15 protein-coding genes and 1 riboswitch are annotated in these 18,271 nt (G+C 63.6%); of the genes, 3 read left to right on the top strand and 12 right to left on the bottom strand.

The genetic code is table 11. The annotated features are described in order from the left end of the window. Positions 1-299: 299 nt before the first annotated feature. Both ACYQ12_RS14705 and ACYQ12_RS14700 read left to right on the top strand, forming a co-directional pair. Positions 300-1,013: a glutathione S-transferase N-terminal domain-containing protein gene (locus ACYQ12_RS14705; protein ID WP_459873145.1), complete on the top strand. Its 714-nt coding sequence runs from the start codon at positions 300-302 to the stop codon at positions 1,011-1,013. 86 nt (positions 1,014-1,099) lie between these two features. Further along, a complete protein-coding gene (locus tag ACYQ12_RS14700; RefSeq protein WP_459873143.1) occupies positions 1,100-1,789 on the top strand; it encodes a glutathione binding-like protein in 690 nt (229 codons plus the stop codon). Between the two features lie 230 nt (positions 1,790-2,019). Here the strand turns inward: ACYQ12_RS14700 and ACYQ12_RS14695 are convergent, their stop codons facing one another. After that, positions 2,020-2,958, bottom strand: coding sequence for a manganese catalase family protein (locus ACYQ12_RS14695; RefSeq protein WP_459873141.1), 939 nt, complete (start codon positions 2,956-2,958; stop codon positions 2,020-2,022). Positions 2,959-3,296: 338 nt separating this feature from the next. On the opposite strand from ACYQ12_RS14695, the gene ACYQ12_RS14690 reads away from it, so the two are divergent. Beyond that, positions 3,297-3,509 carry a hypothetical protein gene (locus ACYQ12_RS14690; RefSeq protein ID WP_459873139.1) on the top strand — a complete coding sequence of 71 codons (213 nt, stop codon included), beginning with the start codon at positions 3,297-3,299 and terminating at the stop codon, positions 3,507-3,509. A 54-nt stretch (positions 3,510-3,563) separates the two neighbouring features. Here the strand turns inward: ACYQ12_RS14690 and atzF are convergent, their stop codons facing one another. The 11 genes from atzF to ACYQ12_RS14635 all read right to left on the bottom strand — a co-directional run bounded on the left by atzF (position 3,564) and on the right by ACYQ12_RS14635 (position 18,139). Continuing rightward, positions 3,564-5,381: an allophanate hydrolase gene (gene atzF, locus ACYQ12_RS14685; protein ID WP_459873137.1), complete on the bottom strand. Its 1,818-nt coding sequence runs from the start codon at positions 5,379-5,381 to the stop codon at positions 3,564-3,566. After that, entirely contained in the window at positions 5,378-8,998 is a 3,621-nt protein-coding gene (uca, locus tag ACYQ12_RS14680; RefSeq protein WP_459873135.1) for an urea carboxylase, read from the bottom strand. Before uca ends, atzF begins: the two co-directional genes overlap by 4 nt. Positions 8,999-9,224: 226 nt before the next feature. Continuing rightward, complete coding sequence (locus ACYQ12_RS14675) at positions 9,225-9,863, bottom strand: urea amidolyase associated protein UAAP2 (RefSeq protein WP_459873133.1); 639 nt, start codon at positions 9,861-9,863, stop codon at positions 9,225-9,227. Between the two features lie 13 nt (positions 9,864-9,876). Continuing rightward, complete coding sequence (locus ACYQ12_RS14670) at positions 9,877-10,617, bottom strand: urea amidolyase associated protein UAAP1 (RefSeq protein ID WP_459873131.1); 741 nt, start codon at positions 10,615-10,617, stop codon at positions 9,877-9,879. Beyond that, positions 10,614-11,426, bottom strand: coding sequence for an ABC transporter ATP-binding protein (locus tag ACYQ12_RS14665; RefSeq protein WP_459873129.1), 813 nt, complete (start codon positions 11,424-11,426; stop codon positions 10,614-10,616). Before ACYQ12_RS14665 ends, ACYQ12_RS14670 begins: the two co-directional genes overlap by 4 nt. Beyond that, complete coding sequence (locus ACYQ12_RS14660) at positions 11,423-12,250, bottom strand: ABC transporter permease (RefSeq protein WP_459873127.1); 828 nt, start codon at positions 12,248-12,250, stop codon at positions 11,423-11,425. The genes ACYQ12_RS14665 and ACYQ12_RS14660 overlap by 4 nt, the downstream gene beginning before the upstream one ends. Before the next feature lie 91 nt (positions 12,251-12,341). Next, the gene (locus ACYQ12_RS14655) at positions 12,342-13,439 is read right to left on the bottom strand and encodes a putative urea ABC transporter substrate-binding protein (protein ID WP_459873125.1); all 1,098 of its coding nucleotides are present in this window, start codon (positions 13,437-13,439) and stop codon (positions 12,342-12,344) included. A 59-nt stretch (positions 13,440-13,498) separates the two neighbouring features. Continuing rightward, positions 13,499-13,652: riboswitch (guanidine-I (ykkC/yxkD leader) on the bottom strand. A 208-nt stretch (positions 13,653-13,860) separates the two neighbouring features. Continuing rightward, entirely contained in the window at positions 13,861-15,924 is a 2,064-nt protein-coding gene (locus ACYQ12_RS14650; protein ID WP_459873123.1) for an FUSC family protein, read from the bottom strand. Positions 15,925-15,932: 8 nt separating this feature from the next. After that, positions 15,933-16,811 (bottom strand): efflux RND transporter periplasmic adaptor subunit, encoded by an 879-nt coding sequence (locus tag ACYQ12_RS14645; RefSeq protein ID WP_459873121.1) that lies wholly within the window; start codon positions 16,809-16,811, stop codon positions 15,933-15,935. Between the two features lie 9 nt (positions 16,812-16,820). Further along, positions 16,821-17,030: a DUF1656 domain-containing protein gene (locus ACYQ12_RS14640; protein ID WP_459873119.1), complete on the bottom strand. Its 210-nt coding sequence runs from the start codon at positions 17,028-17,030 to the stop codon at positions 16,821-16,823. A gap of 173 nt (positions 17,031-17,203) precedes the next feature. Further along, the gene (locus ACYQ12_RS14635) at positions 17,204-18,139 is read right to left on the bottom strand and encodes a LysR family transcriptional regulator (protein WP_459873117.1); all 936 of its coding nucleotides are present in this window, start codon (positions 18,137-18,139) and stop codon (positions 17,204-17,206) included. Between the last annotated feature and the right edge of the window lie 132 nt (positions 18,140-18,271).

Genomic DNA, 18,271 nt, shown 5'->3' with positions numbered 1-18,271 from the left:
TGATGGCATCGAGCGAAAGATAAACGTGAACCCGGCGTTAGCCAATCCTGGCAAATTGGTATGACCAGTATCTGTTTGAGGTGGATTTTTTGATTTATCCTTTTGAATAAAAAGGACTTTATTTAACAACGAGTAGCGTTTAAAACTGTCTGCAGTGTCACGAGTCGTGTCTTTTCTTCGACTAATAGATAAGCTCATGAAGGTGATCCATTAGCGGTAAGCGCGCACCATGCAAAGGATTATCGCGCTCGCGGATGGATGTGAGCGGGTGGCCCGGTCTGAAAAAAGAGGAGCTTTCAATGGCACGTATCATGTATGACCTGTGCGGTCGCGATGAGCGTCTGCGGTTTTCCCCCTACTGTTGGCGGGTACGCATGGCGCTGGCGCACAAGGGACTGGAATGCGAGTTTCGTCCCTGGCGCTTCACCGACAAGGAGGCCATCGCCTTTTCCGAGCAGGGCAAGGTGCCGGTATTCGTCGACGGCGACCAGACGGTAACGGACAGTTTCGAGATCTTTCGCTACCTGGACCGTACCTACCCCGAGAAGTCGCTGCTGGGCAGCCCGGAAGCCGAGGCCAGGGCGCGCTTCTTCAAGTTCTACGGCGAGCGCAGCCTGGCGCCCGGCATGTTGCGTACCGTGGTGATGGATCTGCTCAACGCTATCCATCCACAGGATCGCGACTATTTTCGCAGCACCCGCGAGAAGGCGCTGGGACGTACGCTTGAGGAGGTACATGCGCCGAGCAAGGGCCTGACGATGCTCGATCAGGCGCTGGAGCCGATGCGCGGGCGCCTCTCCGAGGCCGACTTTCTGGATGGCGATACCCCGGCCGCGGCGGATTATCTGATTTTCGGTCACTTCATGTGGGCGCGTACGGTGTCGACCGCCGACCTGGTGTCCAACGCCGACCCGGTCTATGCCTGGCTGGAGCGCATGCTCGAGCTGCATGGCGGAGTAGGGCGCAACGCGACACGTATCGTGGACATCGAAGGCGCCTATGATCCTTCCTGAACCAGGTTTCGGCAGGCTGGCGGGATATGCCGTGCCTGCCGTATTGTCAGTATTGGAGTCGTGATGCATCGCAACAGGAGGTTGGCATGATCGATCTGTATTACTGGACTACGCCGAACGGCCACAAGATCACCCTCTTCCTCGAAGAGGCCGGGATGGAGTATCGCCTTCATCCCATCAATATCGGCAAGGGCGAGCAGTTCAGTCCCGAGTTCCTTGAGATCGCGCCCAACAACCGCATACCCGCCATCGTCGACCGCACACCGGCGGACGAGGGCCAGCCTCTTGCCCTGTTCGAGTCCGGTGCGATTCTGGAATATCTTGCCGACAAGACTGGCAAGTTCCTGCCCAGATCCGGACGCGAGCGCTACGTAGTGCTGCAGTGGCTCTACTGGCAGATGGGTGGGCTGGGCCCGATGGCCGGGCAGAATCACCACTTTCGCAACTACGCGCCGAAGAAGATCGAGTACGCCATCGAGCGCTACATCAAGGAAACCACACGACTCTACGGTGTGCTCGACAAGCAGCTGGCGGATCACGAGTACGTCGCCGGTGACGACTACTCGATCGCCGACATGGCGATCTGGCCGTGGATCAAGCCCTATGCCAACCAGGGGCAGGACATCGAGGACTTTCCCAGCCTGCAGCGCTGGTTCGAGCAGGTTGGTCAGCGCAAGGCGGTGCAGCGCGCCTACGCCCGGGCGGAGGAGATCAACCCCCAGGGAGGCGTGGAAATGGACGAGCAGGCCCGCAAGCATCTGTTCGGTCAGAAGTAGCGCCCATCTCTCGTCACACAAGGCCCCTATCATGACGCCCGACCTTGTCGGGCGTCATGCGTTATGAGAGGCCTCTGCCGGTTTGTGGGCCGGATTGACGTAGAGCTTCACGACCGCGACGCGGCTCCGCGGGCAGAGCCCCAGGTAACGGGCGAACCGATGGATGAGCGGAAAGTAGAGCACCCTGGCGAAGCAGGGTGCTTAACAGTGCCGCTAGCTGACGCAGCGCATTACTTGTCGTAATGGCTCCATTGATTGCTCCCCTTGGGCACCGCGTTCTTGATCTCCTTACTGCGCATCTCGCTGACCTCGTGGCTTATCTTGTCCGCTTCCTCCATGCTCATGGCCGCGCCCTGGGGCTGCTGGTCGCGAAGCCCGTTGGTAGCCCTGACGGCCTGGTGGGGGTCATCGATATACTGCCAGGGTTCGCCCAGAATGGGGCTGTTGCCTTCGTTCCAGGGACCTCTCGCATCCTCGCCCTTGGAGGTGTTGAAATACAGGTTTGAGTAACGTGGGTCGCCCTGCATGACGCCTGGCGGGAAGTTCGGCTCCAGCGTGGCGAGTGCCGCCTCGAACATCTGATGGTGTGCCACTTCGCGAGTCATCAGGAACTTGAGCGTTTCCTTGACCTCGGGATCATCGGTGAATTGCATGAGGTATTCGTAGGTGATCTTGGCCCGTGATTCGGCTGCGATGTCCGAGCGCAAGTCCACCGTCATGTCGCCATTGGCATCGACATAGTAACCACTCCAGGGGACGCCCTGGCTGTTGGTCACGGCCGGGCTGCCGCCGCTAACCGCCAGAAACATGGGGTTGACCATCGACTCATGAATCAGACTTTCCTTCTGGCCTTTTCCACCCCCGACCATCTGCATGATTTCCGACTTTTCGGAAATGTCTTTCAACTCACCATTGACGCCATTCATCAGCATCTGAATGGTGGCACCCACGATTTCGAGGTGGCTGAATTCCTCGATGGCGATATCCATCAGCATGTCATACTTTTCGGGATAGGGCTGACGCGCGGCAAAGGCTTGGGTGAAGTACTGCATGGCAGCCTTCAATTCTCCGTTCATGCCCCCGAACTGCTCAAGAAGCAGGCTGGCGAACTTGGGGTCGGGCTTTGAGACGCGTGCGTTAAACTGCAGTTCCTTGGCGTGATAGAACATGCGCTGCTCCTTAAGCTTTCACGGTCGGTCAAACCACTCCGAGCGAAGTGGCTCTTAACACCATAGGCAGCGTCCGCCCGCTCCACAAAGCACGTTTTAGCAATGTTTTATGGAGGAATCGGGTATGTCGTTGTCGTAAGTGAATTTTCAAGTCACGACAATTTCTTGCGTAAACCGATAAAGTAAAAAGACAACAATGACTGATCGGAACAGATACGAATCCTTTACGCCGACCTGCAATGAACCGGACCCGAGCGGTGGGATACAGGCCCGTTTCAGGGCGAAGTGGCACTAAACAGGACGAAGCGGGAAGAAGCGGCATTGAAATGGTGCATCACATGCGGCATTCATTCCGGCTGGGCCGCTGCCGGCTGGGCGAAGAAGCGCTGGGCCTGTGCCAGCAGCCCCTGGCGCAGTTCCTCGCCGATGCCGTGACCGACGATGTGAAAGAAACCCACGTTGCGCGCCGCGTCACCGAGCTGCTCGGCGCGGACTGGCGTTCGTTTTCATGGGGACCGAAGAGCCCGCCGATATTCGATTACCGGCAGTGACTGAAAGTCACTGAGCTGCTGTTGTGCATGGCTCATGGCTGCCTCCTGGTTCGATCACTGCTGGCTGGCGATCCAGCCTCTCCAGCCGCCGAAACGGGTGACGTCCTCGGCCGGGCCATCCATTTCCAGGGCACCGGCGGAGCAGATGAAGCCGCACTTCCATTCGCCGCCTTCCAGTTCGACCTGCCCCAGCCCGAGCGGGGCGGGAATGCCGTCAAGAAAGCTGCCGACGCTGTCGATGGGCAGGCGCCACACCTCCAGCTCGATGGCCGCGCCATCCTGATCGTCGCGTACCATCGCCGGACGCGCCGGTGGTCCCCCGGCCAGCGCATAGAGCCGGTAATGCGGGCTGCTATGGGTGCTGGCGACCTTCGTGGCGCCGCGGCGGGTCAACTGATGGTTGAGCGGCAGGCCGTCGAGGTGCGCTCCGCATACCACCAGGTCCAACATGCCGTCACGGGCGTCGGGCAGGGCCGGCAGCGGTGAGCGGGCGATACCGGTGGCGCCCAGCGGCAAGTCGAGGCGGCGCTCCAGCGCGCGTCCCAGACTCAACAGCGTCAGGTCGGCAAAGGCCGGGCCGAACAGGGTGACGCCGAACGGCAGCCCGGCTTGGGTGAAACCGGTGGGCACGGCCAGGGCGCTGTAATCGAGCAGGTTCATGAAGTTGGTCCAAGTGCCCAACCGCGAATTGACGGCAATGGGCTCCGCGGCCACTTCGGCCCTGGTGGGGTGTTCCACCGTGGTCGGGGCCAGCATCACGTCGACCTGGGCGAGCAGGGCATCGGCCTGGCGCTTGTACTCGGCGAGCTTGTAGCGCGCATCGAAGGCGTCCACCGCACGTGGCTTGCCGCCGCCCTCGATGACCTTGAAAGTGACCGGATGCAGCGCCTCGGGCTGGCTTTCGAGCAAGTCATGCACGGCGTGGTAGCGTTCGGCGATCCATGGTCCTTCGTAGAGCAGGCGCGCCGCGGCCAGTAGCGGCGTGCAGTCTAGCTCGACCTTCACGCCGCCCAGCGCTTCGAGTTCGCCGATGGCCTGGTGCATGCCGGCGCTGTAGGACGCATCGGTATGCCACTGCGACTCGGGAGGCACGCCGAAGCGAAAGCGTTTCGGCGCCTCGCCGTAGGCTTTTCCGGCCACGGCGAAATCGTGACGTCGCGACCAGGCGCACGCCGGATCGTACTGGCCGGCAATGGCCAGCACTGCATGGGCATCGTCGGCGCTCAGCGCGAAGATACTGATGGTGTCCAGCGTGGCACAGGCCGGCACCACACCGGCGGTGCTCAGCAGGCCCAGCGTTGGCTTGACGCCGAACAGGTTGTTGAAGCACGCCGGCACGCGCCCGGAGCCGGCGGTATCGGTGCCCAGCGCGAAGCTGACCTGGCCCTGGGCGGTGGTGACCGCCGAGCCGCTGCTCGAGCCGCCGGGGATGCGCTTGTCGTCGAAGGCGTTGCCGGGCACGCCGTAGATGTCCGGGGCGCGCTCGCCGACCAGCCCGGTGGCGAACTGGTCGAGGTTGGTCTTGCCCAGCGGAATGGCGCCGGCCTCGATCAACTGGCGCACCACGAAGGCGGACGCGTCCGGCGTGTAGGCATAGGCCGGACAGCCCGCCGTGGTCGGCACGCCGGCCAGATCGATATTGTCCTTGATGGCGAACGGAATGCCGTAGAGTGGAAGCGCCTGCGGGTCGGCGGCCTCGAGCCTTGTCAGGTAGGACTCGAGCTGTTCGCGAGACAGCCGCGTGATCCAGGCGGGATCGGTGCCGCGCGCTTCGGCATCGGTGAGCAGCGTGTCGATCAGTTCGCGCGGGGTCAGCTCATTGGCGCGATAGCGGGCCAGCAGGGGGGTAATCGTCATGTCGATGGCGCTCATGCGGACGTCTCCAGGTTCAAGGTCTGTTCGAGAATCACGATCGGCTGGCCGGGAGCGACGGCGGCGCCTTCGGCCAGAGGCAGGCGCGTGACCCGGCCCGCCTGCTGGGCGAGGATCTCGACTTCCATCTTCATCGACTCGACCAGCGCCACCACCTGTCCGGTCTCGACCGTTTCGCCCTCGGCCACCGTCAGCTTCCACAGGCTGCCGGTGACGGGGCTGTCGATGCCCAGTTCGTCGCTGGCGAGTTCCGTGGCCTCGGCGGCTTGGGGGGCCTGATCCTCGAAGGTGAACTGGCCGTTGGCGCGCCAGTCGGCCATCTCCTGCTGGAAGGCGGCTTCGCGGTGCTCGCGGAACTCACGGATCTGTTCGGCACGGGCCTCGATGTCGGCCTGGTAGTCGGCGAGTCGGAAGCGCGTGGTCTCGACCTGGAGCGGGTAGCGTCCATGGGGAAAGTCGCGACGGATCCGCAACAGCTCGTCGTGGCTGACCTCGAAGAAGCGCAGTTGATCGAAGAAGCGCAGCAGCCAGGGGTTATCGAAGAACTCGGTGCGGCGATAGCGGTTCCACATCTGCAGGGTGCGCCCGACGAACTGGTAGCCGCCGGGGCCTTCCATGCCGTACACGCACAGATAGGCGCCGCCGATGCCCACCGAATTCTCGGCGGTCCAGGTGCGTGCCGGGTTGTACTTGGTGGTGACCAAGCGCTGGGCGGGGTCGAGCGGCGTGGCCACCGGCGCGCCGAGGTAGACGTCACCCAGGCCCATCACCAGATAGCGGGCATTGAAGACGATGTCGCGCACCTGCTCGATGGCGTCGAACCCGTTGATGCGGCGAATGAACTCCAGATTGCTGGGGCACCAAGGAGCGTCCGGTCGCACCGAGCGCTGGTACTTGTCGATGGCTTCCTGGCAGGCGGGGTCGTCCCAGGAAAGTGGCAGGCGCACGGTACGCGACTCGACCTCCAGCGACTCGACGTCGCGCAGTTCGCGCTCGGCGCGCTCGAGAAGCGCAAGCAGGTCATCGAGGGCGAGTGCGTCGGGTTCGTAGTGGATCTGCAGCGAACGGATGCCCGGCGTGAGTTCACGCAGGCCGGGCAGGACATTGTCCTGCAGCCACAGCATCCAGGCATGGACGCGAAAACGCAGGGCGATGTCGAGTTCCATGGCGCCGAATTCGACGAGCAGGAAGTCGTCGCCGGCGCGGCGGTAGACGATGCGCTCACCGGCAGTCTCGGCCGGCACATCGCGCAGCACCGGGGTGCCGCGCGCTTCTGTCACCGTCACGGCGGGCTGTTCGCGCAACGACTCGAGCTGGGCCTGCTGGCGCGCTTCCAGTCGACGGGCAGTGGCGAGATCCACCGGCACGAAGCGAATGCGATCGCCGGCGGTGAGCTGGCCGAGTTTCCAGCGCTCGGCGCGCACCACCGTGGCCGGGCATACGAAGCCACCCAGCGAGGGGCCATCGGGGCCGAGAATTACCGGCATGTCGCCGGTAAAGTCGATGGTGCCGAAGGCGTAGGCGTTGTCATGAATGTTCGACGGGTGCAGGCCGGCCTCGCCGCCATCGGCACGCGCCCACTCGGGACGCGGTCCGATCAGACGCACACCGGTACGGCTGGAGTTGTAGTGCACCTCCCACTCGTGGGCGAAGAAGGTATCGATGTCGCCTTCGGTGAAGAAGTCCGGGGCGCCATGCGGGCCGTAGAGCACCGCAATCTCCCGGACATGTCCGCTCTCCTTGCTGACGAGCTGGGGCTTGAGCGCGTCAGGCAGGGCGCGCGTTGCCGTGGCGTCCAGTTCGGGCAGCGCGAGCATATCGCCGGTGCGCAGGGCCCGCCCGCCATGGCCGCCAAACTGGCCCAGCGTGAAGGTGGCCCTGGATCCGAGATACAGCGGGCAGTCGATGCCACCGCGTACCAGCAGATAGGCGCGTGCCCCGGCACTGGCCTTGCCCAGCGTCAGCGTGGCGCCGGCGGGAACGTCCAGCACCCGCCAGAAACCTGCCTTCTGGCCGTCGAGCTCGGCGGGCAGTTCGCTACCGGCGAGCACGATCTGGGTGGCGCGGTGAAAACGCAGCGTGGGGCCGGTAAGCGTGATCTCCAGCCCTGCAGCGTCGGCCGGGTTGTCGAGCAGGCGATTGCCGAGGCGGAATGACCAGTCGTCGAACGGGCCGGAAGGCGGCACGCCCACGTCCCAATGCCCCTGACGCCCCGGGAAATCCTGAATGGAGGTTAGCGTGCCGGCACTCAGCACCTCGATGGCCGGCGGTGCCCAGTATAGTTCGGTCAGCCAGCGGGTGTGCACATTCGCATTGCGGAAACGGTCGTCGCGCAGCACCCGCGACAGCCAGGTGCGGTTGGTTTCGAAGCCGTAGACGCTGGATTGCTCCAGTACCTGGGCGAGCTGATCGGCGGCACTGGCGCGATCCTCGGCATGCACGATCACCTTGGCCAGCATGGGGTCGAACAGCGCCGAGACTTCCAGGCCCGCCTCGATGGCGTGATCGACACGCAGGCCGGGCGCTTCAGGAAACTCGACTTCGGTGAGCAGCCCGGCGCTGGGGCGGAAATCGTGGCTGGGGTCCTCGGCGTAGAGACGCGCCTGGATGGCGTGCCCCCTCGGGACGAGATCGCGGGTCAATTCGTCGAGCGGAGGCAACTCGCCCGCGCCGAGGCGAATCATCCACTCGACGATATCCACGCCCCAGACCTCCTCGGTGACGCCGTGCTCGACCTGCAGGCGGGTGTTGACCTCGAGGAAGTAGAACGCCTCGCGCTCGGCGTCGTAGATGAATTCCACGGTACCGGCATTGCGGTAGCTGACGGCCTCGCCCAGACGCACGGCGGTGGCGTGCAGTTCGCGGCGCACACGCTCGGGCAGGTTGGGGGCCGGGCACTCCTCGAGCACCTTCTGATGGCGGCGTTGGGTGGAGCAGTCGCGCTCGCCGAGGGCCACGACGTTGCCCTGGCCATCGCCGAACAGCTGCACTTCCAGGTGGCGTGCGCGGGCGATATAGGCTTCGAGGAATACCCCGGCGTCGCCGAAGTTGCGCTCGCCGAGGCCACGCACCGAGTCGAAGGCACGCTGTAATGCCGCTTCATCGTCGCATATCTGCATGCCGATGCCGCCACCGCCGGCAGTGGACTTGAGCATCACCGGATAGCCGATGCGCGCGGCTTCTTGAATGGCCTCTTCGACGCTGTCGAGCAGCCCGGATCCGGGCACCAGCGGCACCCCGGCGCGTTCGGCCAAGGCGCGTGCCTCGTGCTTCAAGCCGAAGTCGCGGATCTGGTCGGGCGTCGGGCCGAGAAACACCAGTCCAGCTTCCTCGCAGGCCTGGATGAACTTCGTGTTCTCGGAGAGGAAGCCGTAACCGGGATGCACCGCCTCGGCGCCGCTCTGCTTGGCAAGGGTGATCAGCTTGTCGATGTCCAGGTAGGTACTGGCGGCGGCGCCTTCGCCCAGCGAGTAGGACTCGTCGGCGGCAAACACGTAGGGCGCGTCGCGGTCGGCCTCGGCGTAGACTACCACCGAGCCGATACCGAGGCGTTTGAGCGTACGCTGGATGCGTGCGGCGATGGCGCCGCGATTGGCAATCAGAACCTTGTTGAACATGGAGGTTGCCTAAAGCTGGTGGCGGGTCGTCCCGCCGAAACTTGTTGCGTCATGGGGCCGTCCCCATGGCAAGACACGACTGATCAGCAACTGGCAATCGGCGGCTATCCCCGGCATGGGAACGCGAAGACGCTATAAATCCCTCCCTGGACGCTCAACTTTTTCATCCCTGAAAAAGAGCTTCGCGTGTCCCCATGCCTGGCGCCGCCTTGTCCAGCGGGGGTGGCTAGTTCCAGACCAGCAATTCAATGGGGGTCGGGTTATAGCCATTGCACGGGTTGTTGAGCTGCGGGCAGTTGGAAACCAGCACCACCACATCCATCTCGGCGACCATTTCCACGTACTTGCCCGGCGCCGAGATACCGTCCGCGAAGGTCAGCCCGCCTTCGGCGGTGACCGGCACGTTCATGAAAAAGTTGATGTTGTGAGTGATGTCGCGCTTGGTGATGGCGTACTCGGGGTGGTTGGCGATGGCCTGCATCCAGTTGTCGCGGCACGAATGCATGTGGCGCTTTTCCAGATCGTAGCGCACGGTATTGCTCTCGCTGGCGCAGGCGCCGCCCAAGGTGTCGTGGCGGCCGCAGGTATCGGCGGTCACGGTCAGCATCACGTTGCCTTCGCTGGACAACAGTTTCGAGCCGGCGGTGAGGTAGACCGCACCCTGTTCGCGAATGGTGTCCATGGCGCTGTAGCGCTCGGCGGTGTCGTGAGCGTTGAAGAACAGCGTGTCGGCGGCCTGGTTGCCTTCCAGGTCGAGGATGCGCAGGGTCTGGCCGGTCTTGACGATGCCGATGTAGTGATCGCCCGCGTCGACGATGGTGCGACTCACTGCGTTCTCGGGACGCTGGGTGCTCTCGATGATCATGGGGCGGTCTCCCTTACAGGCCGAGATGGTAGAGGCGATTGTTCTCGAAGCCGCGGGCGTTTTCCGGACGCGAGCCGTAGCAGACGTCGTCCTCGGTGAGTGCCGGCGCGGTGCCGAGAGCGAGATCCACGCCGCGGCGCGGATAGCCGGCGCTGGGATCGAGCGGATGCGGGCAGGTGTGCAGGATCACCAGGGTGTCCATCTCGAAGCGCAGCTTGACGCTCGCGCCGGGCTGGCAATGACCGGGGACGTAGCGCAGGAGGCCATCGTCGTCGCTTTCCACCCGCGAGAACAGGTTGAGGTTGGCAGCCATATCGCGCCGGCCGAGGCCGTACTTGGCCAGCTCGACCAGGAAGCTGTCGTAACCGGTGCGGGTCCATTCGTTGTGCGCCTGTTGATAGCTGACCGGCTGCCAGCCTTTCTTCACCAGATGCTGCGGCATGAGGTTGCCGCCCACGCTGTCGTGCCAGCCGAGATCGTCCTCGACGATGGAGGCGAAGATGCGTCCCATGTCGGAGTACAGGCAGTGGCCGCGGGTCAGCTTGAAGGTGTGCTGGGCCTTCAGCGTATCCGGCAGGTTGAGGCGCTCGAGCAGGTTCTCGGGGTTGTAGCACAGCAGGCCGACGTTGGTGTCGGCTTCCTTCGCCGTCAATGTCAGCGTGGTGCCGCGACGCAGGCGCAGCGACCAGTGCTGGCCGCCGGGAAGATGCGTGGTGTAGCGCGCATCGTCGTTGGGGCGCGTGGGCGTACTCATGTCAGCGTCTCCTGGGTGATCATCGTGAAGCGGGTCGTGGCGTCGAGCTGGGCGGCGAGTCCATCGGGGGGCTGCTGCATCTCGCCGACCGGCAGGTCGTAGGTGATGGTGGCGCCGTAGGCCTGGGGGGCCTGCGGGTCGTGGCGGACCTTGTCGAACACCCACAGTCGGGTGCCGAGGGCAAAGGCTTCCTTGACGTCGTGGGTGATCATGAAGATGGTTAGCTGCTGCTCGCGCCACAGCCGGGTGATCAGGGCATGCATGTCCTGACGGATGCCGGGGTCCAGCGCGCCGAAGGGTTCGTCGAGCAGCAGGATGCGCGGCTTCATCATCAGCGCCTGGGCGATGGCCAGACGCTGCTGCATGCCGCCGGACAGTTCGTGCGGATACTTGCCCAGCGCATTCTGCAGGCCGACCTCATCGAGGCGCGCCACGGCGGCATCACGCGCCCGGCGGCGCGCACTGCCGAACAGCTTGCCCAGCCATGGCGAGCGGGCCAGCTCCTCGGCCATCATCACGTTGCCGAGTACGGTGAGATGCGGGAATACCGAATACTTCTGGAACACCACGCCGCGATCCGGGCCGGGCTCGTCGGGCAGTGGCCGGCCGTCCAGCGTCAGGCTGCCGCGGGTGATGCGTTCGGTGCCCAGCAGCAGTTTCAGGAAGGTGGTCTTGCCGCAGCCGGAGGCGCCGACCAGGGTGATGAACTCGCCGGCATCGACACGAAACGATAGGCGCTCGAGTACCACCTGATTGCCGTAGTCCTTCTCCACGCGCCGGGCTTCGAGCAGGCTCCTTGAGTGACTCATTTCTGGTCTCCCTCCTCGGCGTGGTACCAGGGAAAGGCACGCGTCGAGATCAGCACCAGCACCCGGTCGATGAGGAAGGCCAGTAGGGTGATCCACGCCACGTAGGGCAGGATCACGTCCATGGAGAGATAACGACGCACCAGGAAGATGCGATAGCCCAGGCCCTCCTGGGCGGCGATGGCCTCGGCGGCGATCAAGAACAGCCAGGCGCTGCCCAGCGCCAGGCGGGTCGAGGCGATCAGCCGTGGGGTGAGCTGCGGCAGCAGCACACGAGTCAGTACCTGCCAGGAACTCGCCCCCAGGGTCTGCGCCTTGATCAATTGTTCGTCGGGCAGGCGCAGGGCATGGTTCTGCAGGTCGCGGATCAGAAACGGCGCCACGCCGATCACGATCAGCGCGATCTTGGCCATCTCGCCGGTGCCGAAGGCGATGAACAGGATCGGCAGGATGGCCATCGGCGGAATCAGCGAGATCACCGTGATCAGCGGCGAGAGCTTGGCGCGTATCAGCGGCAGTCCTCCGGTGAACAGGCCGATCGTCAGGCCGAGCAGGGCGCTGATGGCAATGCCCAGACCCAGGCGTTCGAGACTGGCGAAGGTGTCGTCCCACAACGGAATGCTGCCGGTGCGCACGCTGGCTTCGGTCGCCAACTGACCGAAGGTTTCGGCCATGGTCGCGGGCGAGGGCAGCAGGCGGTCGTTGGGATTCTCCGCCAGGCGCGCGTTGGACAGGCCGAGGTAGACCATCCCCACGAGCACGAATGGCACCAGGCCCAGCAGCCAGCGACTGCCTCGGGTCGGCGCGAGATTGATGAGTCGCTTCATGGGCATGACTCCGTCGGGTGGATGGCGTGCCACCGGCGTTGCCTGCTCGGCAACAGCTCAGGCGGGCCGGCGATGGCGCGAGACGCGGCGGTTACTGCTGCGACTCGATGTAGGCGTCGGTATAGCTGGGATCGAAACGCAGCTTGACGTTGGACTCGTCGCCGAATGTGCCTTGAGGCGTCTCGATGCCCACGAAACCCGGGTTGGGCGCCATTTCACCGAGCAGACCGTGCTTGAAGCTGAACTCGGCGACGCGCTGCATGGTGGCGAGCAGATCACTGCTGCGCATCAGCGAAGCTGCCTCGACGGGATCGGTGTAGAGGTGAGTGGCGGCAAGCTGCGCCTTGTAGCCTTCCAGGCCCGTACCGGCAGCTTCGGCCATCTGCGAGAGCGCCTGTCCGTCACCGGCTTCCATCTTCTCCATGACCTCGTACCAGGCGCCTACCAGGGCGTGGCCGAAATCCGGGTTGGCGGCCAGGGTGTCGGTGTTGACCACCATCATGTCGAGGATCTCGCCGGGGATCTGCTTGGAGGTGTAGACCACATGGCTGTTGGGCAACTCGTCGATAGCGCTTAGCTGCGGGTTCCAGGCGGCCACTGCCTCGACGTCGTCGTTGGGGTAGATCGCCACGATATCGGCATCGGAGGTATTGACCGTCTCGATGTCGCGTTCGGTGAAACCCACGCTCTCCAGCGCTCGAGCCAGCAAGTAGTGCGAGACGCTGAACTGCACGAGATTGACCTTGCGACCCTCGATGTCGGCCAGGTTGTCGCTGTCCTTGAGCACGATGCCGTCGTTGCCGTTGGAGTAGTCGTTGATGATCAGTGCGGTGGAGTCGACACCGCTGGCGGCGGGCAGGGTCAGCGCGTCCATATTGGTCATGGCGCAGCCGTCGACATTGCCGGAGGTGAACTGATTGACCGATTCCACGTAATCGTTGACCTGCACGACGTCGATGTCGATGTCGTACTTGTCGGCCCATTTGTCGACGATGCCCTGGGTGTCGGCATAGCTCCAGGGCATCCAGCCGGCATAGATCGACCAGCAGACGCTGAAATGATCACGTTGCTGAGCCAGAGCAAAGGGGGAAGTCAGCAGGGCGGACAAGGTCGCCGAGGCCAGCAGCAACTGACGCGGACGAGACGCAGCGGATGAGACGGCGCGGGAGAGCGAGGAGCGGATGGGCATGGCGGCCTCCAATGTGGGCAGATGGCTCGGGGGCATCGGTAGCAGCGTGCTGCACCTTGTCCTCCCGGGTTTTTATCCCGCCGTGTAACCTTGCGCGAAGTGAATGTCATCCGTGACAGATAACGCTCCATGTTCGCGCCGGGTCGATAGCTCTCGGACCAGTCATCGCACCGGGACTGCAGTGATGCGACCGGAACCCTAGCCATCCATTGGAACCGAATTGTGTGGCAGCCTCGGCTACCGATACCCCATTAATCCCTCTAGTACATACAAGAGTCTTGCCAAGTTGCTGCGTTATTCTTTTCTATCAATTTATTACGAATGAATGTATCCGGATGAGCAGTATCGAGAAAAGCTGGCATGCACTTGCAGGAAGCGGGGTGTCGATGGATGCCTGAAAATGGTGCATCACATGCGGCATTCATTCCGGTTGGGCCGCTGCCGGCTGGTGAGGATGCGTGTTCGTCGCTTGCTTCATCAGTCGGGCCTGGCGCTGGAGCGTTAGATGGACACGTTCGAGCAGGCCTTCGAGCAGCACCCGGCGCTCCAACGGGAGACTGTCGTGCCTGGCGATGGCCGCTATCAACGCTCGGCTGGCGTCTTCCATGCCCTGCGGGAGATGACCGCGGGCGCTATCGGCGTAAGCGCGTGCCAAGGTGTTCAGCATATGCTGTAGCGCGCTTCTCACCTCGGGGACATCGATATCGTCCAGGCGATGACGCAGGCGCAGGCAGGCGCGGCCGACGTCCAGCCCCGTCAGCCCCAGGCTGAACAGATAGCGCTGATCCTCGGGCAGTACCTCATCGTGGCGCGACAGTTGCAGCATGCGGTCGGCCATGCGGCCACTGAGCCAGGCATCGGCCTGGTGGATACGCCGCCGCCGGGTGAGGCGATGCAGGTCCCGGACGATGGCATTGACCAGCCGGCGACGCAAAAGACGCGGACCGGGGCCGGGGATCAACCGAAAGCCGAACGTGACCATGGTCAGGCCAAGGATGACCGCCACGGCGCGGTTGAGGAAACTGTCGATACCGAAATCCATGCCGTTACCGGGCATGGTGAACAGGATATTGAAGATGGTGAAAGCCAGGCTGTAGCCCATCATGGCGGGATGACCGGCGCCCAGCAGGCCGAGAAACAGCGGCGTGCCGAACAGCATGGCGAGCATGGGGAAGCCGCTGGCCTGGGACAGCAGGACGTGGCCGAAGATGAAGGCGCTGGGAATCGCCGCCAGCATGCCCTTGAAGAATACCAGGCTGACACCGGCCGGATTGTCGCGGGTGGCGAAGAAAGCCGAAAACAGGGTGGCCAGCATCATGGCGACCGGGCCATTGTTCCAGTTGGTCGCCAGCCAGAACAGCGCCGTCAAAAGAAAGACCAGTCCTGCCCGGGCGGCATTGATGCTGGCGACCAGGTGATCGCGGTGCCAGGACAGTGAGGGGCTGCGCAGTCGCTTTGAACCGGGATGGGTAATGGCCTCGCGGGCATCGAGCAGGATCATGGCCTGGCCCAGCACCTCGCGCAGCCCGAGCACCATGCGCTGCTGCAACCCGGAAAGCTGATCGATTTCCCGCTGGTGGGCCTGGTGACGGAGTTGCTGGAGCGTCTCGCGTGCCTTGGGCACGCCCCGAACCTGCTCGGCGCGACGTAGCGCGGCGGCGATCTCGGCGGCGAAGTGGGCGAGATCATCACCGAGCCGGTCGCGGGAATCGCGCAGCATCTGGTTGAGCGCGGCCAGCGAGGCGAACATCGCCACGGTATGGCGGGTCAGGGTATGAGCGGCGCGGACCCTTCCGGGACCCGCCGGGCCCTCGTAGCGTGCCGCCTGGCTATCCGTTTCCAGCATCATCAGCGGACCGAGGCTTGCAGCCAGCGAATTCTGCAGGGCCGCATCGTCACGGCTGCCTTCCAACTGCTGGGCGGCATGTACGAAGGCACGATTGACGACATTGTCGGCCTGGGTGGCGAGATGCTGCTGTACATGAGTGGGCCAGAGCAGGGCGCTGACGAAGGTGGCACACAGCGCCCCGAGACCGAGCTCCGAGAGGCGGGCCACGGCGACATCGAAAGCGCTGGTGGGGTTGCTGCCGGCGAGCACCACGATCAACAGTGCGGTGACCGCGGCCATTATGCAGCCATAGGAAAGGTTGTTGCGTGTCATCGTCGCCCAGTAGACGCACAGCATCAGCCACAGCGTCAGCGAGTACAGGGCCGGAACCCGGGCCTGGGAGAACAGTGCCATGATGGTCAGGCCGGCGACGGCACCGATGAAGGTGCCGGCCATCTGACAGATGCCCTTTTCGACCACCATGCCGCTCATGGGACGGATCTGCAGGAAGGCTGCCGAAATCAGGGCCCAGTAAGGACGTTCGAGATCTGCCCATAGCGCGAAGTACAAGGCCAGAAACATCGCCAGCGTGCCCTTGATGGCGAACTTCACTGCACTGGACGATGGCGTCAGATAGGCCTGAGCGATGGGAGGCATGGTGCGGCTCATCGCTCGGTGTCGGAATCAGCGTCGTCGAGGACGCGTACCGTGGCGGTCATGCCGGCGCTGAGCAGCACGTCGTCGGGTTGCTCATCGAGCTCGATGCGTACCGGAATACGCTGGGCCAGGCGTACCCAACTGAAAGTCGGCTGCACCTGCGGCAGCAACTGATTGTTGGGCACCGTATTGGCGTCGGCGATGGCGCGACCGATGCTCGCCACGTGGCCTTGCAGTCGGGTATCGCCGCTCATCAGGATCACGGCGGCGCGATCGCCGACATGGATGCGCGGCATCTTGGTTTCCTCGAAATAGCCGGTGACATAGTAGGACCCTTCCTCGATCAGTGCCATCACGTCCTCGCCGGCGTTGACGTAGTTACCCTCCTCCAGACGCAGGTTGAGCACCGTGCCGTCCGCCGGAGCACTCACCCGGGTGCGTTCCAGATCCAAGCGGGCGCGCTCTAGATCGGCCTGGGCCTGGGCCAGGTTGGCGGCGGCGACGCGAGTATCGATGCGCGCGATCTCCTGATCCTCGGCACTGATCGACTGGCGGCTCAACCGGCTGCGCCGGCCCTCCTCGTGGCGACGCAGCTCCAGCGTCGCCTGGCGATTCTCGACTACCGCCTGGGCTTCATCCAGCGCCGCGCGGTAGCGGGCATCGTTGAGGGTGAACAGCACCTCGCCCGCTTCCACGTGCTGGTTATCCGCAACGGGAAGTGTTTCCACCCAGCCCGAGACATCCGGAGCGATGGTGATGACGTCGGCACGCACACGGCCGTCGCGGGTCCAAGGAGTGTAGAGATAGTAGTGCCAGAGCCAGACGCCCGCCGCGATGGCGACAGCCACGATGAGCAGGGTGATGAGGATTCGAAGCGATGTACGCATAGCAGGTCGTCACGTCAGGGTGGAGGAGAGAAAGGCGCAGGCGGCCATGGCGATCACGAACAGGGAAACATCGAACCATGCCTCGAACCAGGGCGTGTTGTGACGTAGCAGTCGGTAGAGAAGCGTGCGCAGCACCAGCGCCACGCCAAAGCCCAGCAGGGCATACAGCAGCAGCGGACTGAAATAGACGCCGCCGACGGTGATTTCCTTGAGTTCCACGCATTTCCTCGCGATACGCTGACCGGGATTTATATTAGCATGCTAATATTGTGAGAGCGGAAGCATATTGACCAGCTTGGCCGTAGGGCGGGGGCCGGTCAATCTTCCGATTCCTTATTCGGCCAGGAGGAACGCACAAGGGCCGACACAACGTCGGCACATCGTGTGTCGCTTCAGTTCAGGGACAGGGCGGGAGGAGAGGGAGAGCGGTTTGGCTGCCAGGCTTCCGGCAGGGATTGGCGCAGATGCTCGAGAAGGGCGCCGGTCTTGCGCGGCAGGCGGCCGAAGGGGTAGAGCAGCGTGATGGTATGAGCTGCGGGACGCCAGTCCGTCAAACAGGGCTGCAGCGAGCCCGGATGGGCAGCCAAACGATGTTCCGCCAGCCAGCATGGCAGCAGGCCCAGCCCCTGACCGCGGGCGATGGCGTCGGAATGCATTACCATCTGATCGACCCGCAGCCGTGAAGGGGCCGGGGTGAACTGGAACTCCCCTTCGCGAGGATGCCACAACATCAATCCATCATGCGTCTCGCCGAGAAGATCGACCCAGGCATGATCGGAGAGTTCGCGAGGATGATGCGGCGTTCCGTGCCGCGCCAGATAGTCGGGGTGGGCATAGACGCCGCGCTCAAGCCCTCCGATCACCTCCTGGCGCAGGCCGCATTCCCTCGTCGGGCCGAGCCACAGGCACAGCGAGGTCTCTTCCGGTGCCTGCGGCGCGTGCCACTGCGTGCGAATGTCCAGACGCGTGCCCGGATACTGCTGGAGGAAGTGCTCCATCTGTCGAGCGAACCAGCCCCGGGCGAAGATGCTGTGCACATGCACTACCAGTTCGCCGCTCACCTCCTCGCGCAGATCCTCGAGTACCTGCTGGCTCTGTTCGGCGAGACGCAGGATCTGCTGGCAATAGTTCAAGAAAAGCGTGCCCGCTTCGGTGGGAATCAACCGGTTGGCCTGGCGACGTAGCAAGGGCTGGCCCAGACGGGTTTCCAGCTGGCTGATGCGGCGGCTGAGTGTCGATTTCGCCAGCCCCAGCTCCCGTGCGCTGACGGTCAGGCTTCCCGATTGCATCACGGCCGCGAAGGCAGCCAGTTCGTTGAGATCGTGCATGGCGCGTTCGGGTTGACCCGGTTCCGTTTCCGATATCGCTAGTAAAGATTCAGTCTCGCATATTCCAGTGCTTGATTGTAAATAGTTTTCGTTTGCGCTTGTACCTCGTTGCATAAAACGAAACATCGCGTA

The sequence above is a fragment of the Halomonas shantousis genome, from assembly GCF_054654615.1.
Note: the sequence above shows the minus strand (reverse complement) of the source record. Positions and strands in the feature narration are given on the sequence as shown.

What these genes read in the sequence shown, in the direction of transcription:
- ACYQ12_RS14695 (WP_459873141.1), bottom strand. Translation starts at nt 2,958, where the DNA reads ATGTTCTATCACGCCAAGGAACTGCAGTTTAACGCACGCGTCTCAAAG.
- ACYQ12_RS14650 (WP_459873123.1), bottom strand. Translation starts at nt 15,924, where the DNA reads ATGCCTCCCATCGCTCAGGCCTATCTGACGCCATCGTCCAGTGCAGTG.
- ACYQ12_RS14660 (WP_459873127.1), bottom strand. Translation starts at nt 12,250, where the DNA reads ATGAAGCGACTCATCAATCTCGCGCCGACCCGAGGCAGTCGCTGGCTG.
- ACYQ12_RS14645 (WP_459873121.1), bottom strand. Translation starts at nt 16,811, where the DNA reads ATGCGTACATCGCTTCGAATCCTCATCACCCTGCTCATCGTGGCTGTC.
- ACYQ12_RS14665 (WP_459873129.1), bottom strand. Translation starts at nt 11,426, where the DNA reads ATGAGTCACTCAAGGAGCCTGCTCGAAGCCCGGCGCGTGGAGAAGGAC.
- ACYQ12_RS14705 (WP_459873145.1), top strand. Translation starts at nt 300, where the DNA reads ATGGCACGTATCATGTATGACCTGTGCGGTCGCGATGAGCGTCTGCGG.
- ACYQ12_RS14655 (WP_459873125.1), bottom strand. Translation starts at nt 13,439, where the DNA reads ATGCCCATCCGCTCCTCGCTCTCCCGCGCCGTCTCATCCGCTGCGTCT.
- ACYQ12_RS14700 (WP_459873143.1), top strand. Translation starts at nt 1,100, where the DNA reads ATGATCGATCTGTATTACTGGACTACGCCGAACGGCCACAAGATCACC.
- uca (WP_459873135.1), bottom strand. Translation starts at nt 8,998, where the DNA reads ATGTTCAACAAGGTTCTGATTGCCAATCGCGGCGCCATCGCCGCACGC.
- ACYQ12_RS14635 (WP_459873117.1), bottom strand. Translation starts at nt 18,139, where the DNA reads ATGCACGATCTCAACGAACTGGCTGCCTTCGCGGCCGTGATGCAATCG.
- ACYQ12_RS14675 (WP_459873133.1), bottom strand. Translation starts at nt 9,863, where the DNA reads ATGATCATCGAGAGCACCCAGCGTCCCGAGAACGCAGTGAGTCGCACC.
- ACYQ12_RS14670 (WP_459873131.1), bottom strand. Translation starts at nt 10,617, where the DNA reads ATGAGTACGCCCACGCGCCCCAACGACGATGCGCGCTACACCACGCAT.
- atzF (WP_459873137.1), bottom strand. Translation starts at nt 5,381, where the DNA reads ATGAGCGCCATCGACATGACGATTACCCCCCTGCTGGCCCGCTATCGC.
- ACYQ12_RS14690 (WP_459873139.1), top strand. Translation starts at nt 3,297, where the DNA reads ATGCGGCATTCATTCCGGCTGGGCCGCTGCCGGCTGGGCGAAGAAGCG.